Raw genomic sequence first — 3,115 nt, forward strand, 5'->3', positions numbered from 1 at the left:
AAAACCACTTTGGTGTTATATGGTCAAGCCTCACGAGCAATTAGTATTGGTTAGCTCAACGCCTCACAACGCTTACACACCCAACCTATCAACGTCCTAGTCTCGAACGGCTCTTTAGGGAACTCTAAGTTCCAGTGAGATCTTATCTTGAAGGAGGCTTCCCGCTTAGATGCTTTCAGCGGTTATCCCGTCCGAACGTAGCTACCCGGCAATGCCACTGGCGTGACAACCGGAACACCAGAGGTTCGTTCACTCCGGTCCTCTCGTACTAGGAGCAACTCTTCTCAAATCTCAAACGTCCACGGCAGATAGGGACCGAACTGTCTCACGACGTTCTAAACCCAGCTCGCGTACCACTTTAAATGGCGAACAGCCATACCCTTGGGACCGGCTTCAGCCCCAGGATGTGATGAGCCGACATCGAGGTGCCAAACACCGCCGTCGATGTGAACTCTTGGGCGGTATCAGCCTGTTATCCCCGGAGTACCTTTTATCCGTTGAGCGATGGCCCTTCCATACAGAACCACCGGATCACTAAGACCTACTTTCGTACCTGCTCGACGTGTCTGTCTCGCAGTTAAGCGCGCTTTTGCCTTTACACTCTTTGCATGATTTCCGACCATGCTGAGCGCACCTTCGTGCTCCTCCGTTACTCTTTGGGAGGAGACCGCCCCAGTCAAACTACCCACCACACAGTGTCCTCGATCCCGATAAGGGACCTGAGTTAGAACCTCAAACATACCAGGGTGGTATTTCAAGATTGGCTCCATACAAACTGGCGTCTGTACTTCAAAGCCTCCCACCTATCCTACACAAGTAGGTTCAAAGTTCACTGTGAAGCTATAGTAAAGGTTCACGGGGTCTTTCCGTCTAGCCGCGGATACACAGCATCTTCACTGCGATTTCAATTTCACTGAGTCTCGGGTGGAGACAGTGTGGCCATCGTTACGCCATTCGTGCAGGTCGGAACTTACCCGACAAGGAATTTCGCTACCTTAGGACCGTTATAGTTACGGCCGCCGTTTACTTGGGCTTCGATCAAGAGCTTCGCTTACGCTAACCCCATCAATTAACCTTCAAGCACCGGGCAGGCGTCACACCCTATACGTCCACTTTCGTGTTTGCAGAGTGCTGTGTTTTTAATAAACAGTCGCAGCCACCTGGTATCTTCGACCGATCAGAGCTTACGGAGTAAATCCTTCACCCTAACCGGCGCACCTTCTCCCGAAGTTACGGTGCCATTTTGCCTAGTTCCTTCACCCGAGTTCTCTCAAGCGCCTTGGTATTCTCTACCTGACCACCTGTGTCGGTTTGGGGTACGGTCAATGTATATCTGAAGCTTAGAAGTTTTTCCTGGAAGCATGGCATCAACCACTTCGTCCAAAAGAGGACTCGTCATCAGTTCTCGGCCTTAAGTACCCGGATTTGCCTAAGTACTCAGCCTACCGCCTTAAACACGGACAACCATCGCCGTGCTGGCCTAGCCTTCTCCGTCTCTCCATCGCAATATACATCGGTACGGGAATATTAACCCGTTTCCCATCGACTACGCTTTTCAGCCTCGCCTTAGGGGCCGACTCACCCTGCCCTGATTAGCATGGGACAGGAACCCTTGGTCTTCCGGCGAGGGAGGTTTTCACTCCCTTTATCGTTACTCATGTCAACATTCGCACTTCTGATACCTCCAGCCTGCCTTACAGCTTGACCTTCAACGGCTTACAGAACGCTCCTCTACCGCTTACACATAGTGTAAACCCGTAGCTTCGGTGTACAGTTTGAGCCCCGTTATATCTTCCGCGCAGGCCGACTCGACTAGTGAGCTATTACGCTTTCTTTAAAGGGTGGCTGCTTCTAAGCCAACCTCCTAGCTGTCTAAGCCTTCCCACATCGTTTCCCACTTAACTGTAACTTTGGGACCTTAGCTGACGGTCTGGGTTGTTTCCCTTTTCACGACGGACGTTAGCACCCGCCGTGTGTCTCCCGCGCTCATACTCATTGGTATTCGGAGTTTGCATGGGGTTGGTAAGTCGGGATGACCCCCTAGCCCAAACAGTGCTCTACCCCCAATGGCAATACGCGAGGCGCTACCTAAATAGCTTTCGAGGAGAACCAGCTATCTCCGAGCTTGATTAGCCTTTCACTCCTATCCACAAGTCATCCCCGGACTTTTCAACGTACGTGGGTTCGGTCCTCCAGTTAGTGTTACCCAACCTTCAACCTGCTCATGGATAGATCGCCCGGTTTCGGGTCTAATCCTAGCAACTGAACGCCCTATTAAGACTCGGTTTCCCTACGCCTCCCCTAAATGGTTAAGCTTGCTACTAAAATTAAGTCGTTGACCCATTATACAAAAGGTACGCAGTCACCGAACTAAGTCGGCTCCCACTGCTTGTACGTACACGGTTTCAGGTTCTATTTCACTCCCCTCACTGGGGTTCTTTTCGCCTTTCCCTCACGGTACTGGTTCACTATCGGTCAGTCAGGAGTATTTAGCCTTGGAGGATGGTCCCCCCATATTCAAACAGGATATCACGTGTCCCGTCTTACTCGATTTCATTGATAAGGCGTTTTCGTATACGGGGCTATCACCCACTATGGCGGCACTTTCCAGAGCCTTCTACTAACACCAAATCAACTTAAGGGCTAATCCCCGTTCGCTCGCCGCTACTAAGGGAATCTCGGTTGATTTCTTTTCCTCCGGGTACTTAGATGTTTCAGTTCCCCGGGTTTGCCTCGTTAAGCTATGTATTCACTTAACGATACCCGCAAGCGGGTGGGTTTCCCCATTCGGAAATGTTCGGATCAAAGTTTGTTTATCAACTCCCCGAACCTTATCGCAGATTACCACGTCCTTCATCGCCTCTGACTGCCAAGGCATCCACCGTGCACGCTTGGTCACTTGACCATATAACCCAAAATAGTTTTTTGATTAAAGTTTCCTTTAATCGCTACTCTGAACTACATACCAACGAAGCTTTTGTTCTTCATCGGATTTTACGATCATAGAATCTCTTCTGGGTTAGAGAAGGATCCCACCGGTTTGACGCTTGATTATCGTCTATTTCAAAGTTCTAAATTGTTAAAGAGCAAGTTTAGTGCAAAGCACTAAGTCAGA

The 3,115-nt window shown here is 50.0% G+C and carries 1 rRNA gene; it reads right to left on the reverse strand.

The features are described 5' to 3' along the window. Positions 1-19: 19 nt before the first annotated feature. Positions 20-2,905, reverse strand: a 23S ribosomal RNA gene (locus JHD44_RS18615). Positions 2,906-3,115: the final 210 nt, after the last annotated feature.

The sequence above is a fragment of the Marinomonas ostreistagni genome (genome assembly GCF_016461785.1).
Lineage (GTDB): Bacteria > Pseudomonadota > Gammaproteobacteria > Pseudomonadales > Marinomonadaceae > Marinomonas > Marinomonas ostreistagni_A.